The sequence below is a fragment of the Dyadobacter sp. BHUBP1 genome, assembly GCF_050587785.1.
GTDB lineage: Bacteria > Bacteroidota > Bacteroidia > Cytophagales > Spirosomataceae > Dyadobacter.
Genome location: NZ_JBOBIH010000044.1, coordinates 1 through 787 on the forward strand (window position 1 = coordinate 1; position 787 = coordinate 787).

General features: G+C 53.5%; 1 protein-coding gene. It reads left to right on the forward strand.

Annotated features, from left to right (window positions below; all coding sequences use genetic code 11):
• On the forward strand, positions 1-787 hold a 787-nt coding region (locus ACQ4MZ_RS31560; RefSeq protein ID WP_430852028.1), incomplete at both ends, for a hypothetical protein.

Below are 787 nucleotides of genomic sequence, written 5' to 3' on the forward strand. Positions count from 1 at the left end.
CAATGAAACCACCCAATGGCATGCTGAATATGTAGCTCCACTGGGTCACGCAGGCAATAGCAACTTTGTAGGGATCAGTCTGCCATGCGCGACCACGCTGATCACACCGATTTTGTATAAAAGTACCAGTGGGGACGTCTGCGCGAATGGCTCGCCGATCACCTTGACAGCCTCCGGTTTCAGCGGGCAATTGGAGTGGTACCTTAACGATGTGTTGATCACAGGCACACAGCCGGGCCAAACGCAGTATATCGCAACAGTCGCGGGGACTTACAAGGTGCGTTCCAAATCAGGCAGTTCATACAGCAGCTTTTCGAATACGATCGTGCTGAACCCCAAAGCCGGTTGTACCCTTCCTAATTATAGCCGGGTAGTGATTGTCGGCAACAGCATTACCAAATTAGTGCCGCAGTCCGGTTCGGATGGCTGGCAATCGCCTGCCCTGAGTGCTGCCGGAGGCTGGGGACGGGCGTCCTCGACGCAGGCAAAAGACTTCGCGCACATTTTGGAAGCCCGCTTCAAGCAGCTTGATGCTAACGCCCAGGTTCTTCCCTTGTGGGAGGCACCGTTTGAAAGGGATTATATCAGCAGCCCCGCGGGATGGGTTACCTACGATTATACCGCCCTTCAGAACCGTATAGCCAATAGCTTCGGGTCATCGTCCTGGAAGCCGGATCTGATCATTATCCGGTTGGGGGAAAATGTGCTGAACTCGGAGGTGGAGCTGAACAATTTCAAGGCGGCTTATAATACGCTGATCAATAAAGTGCTGGAAGTAAGCGCCCCT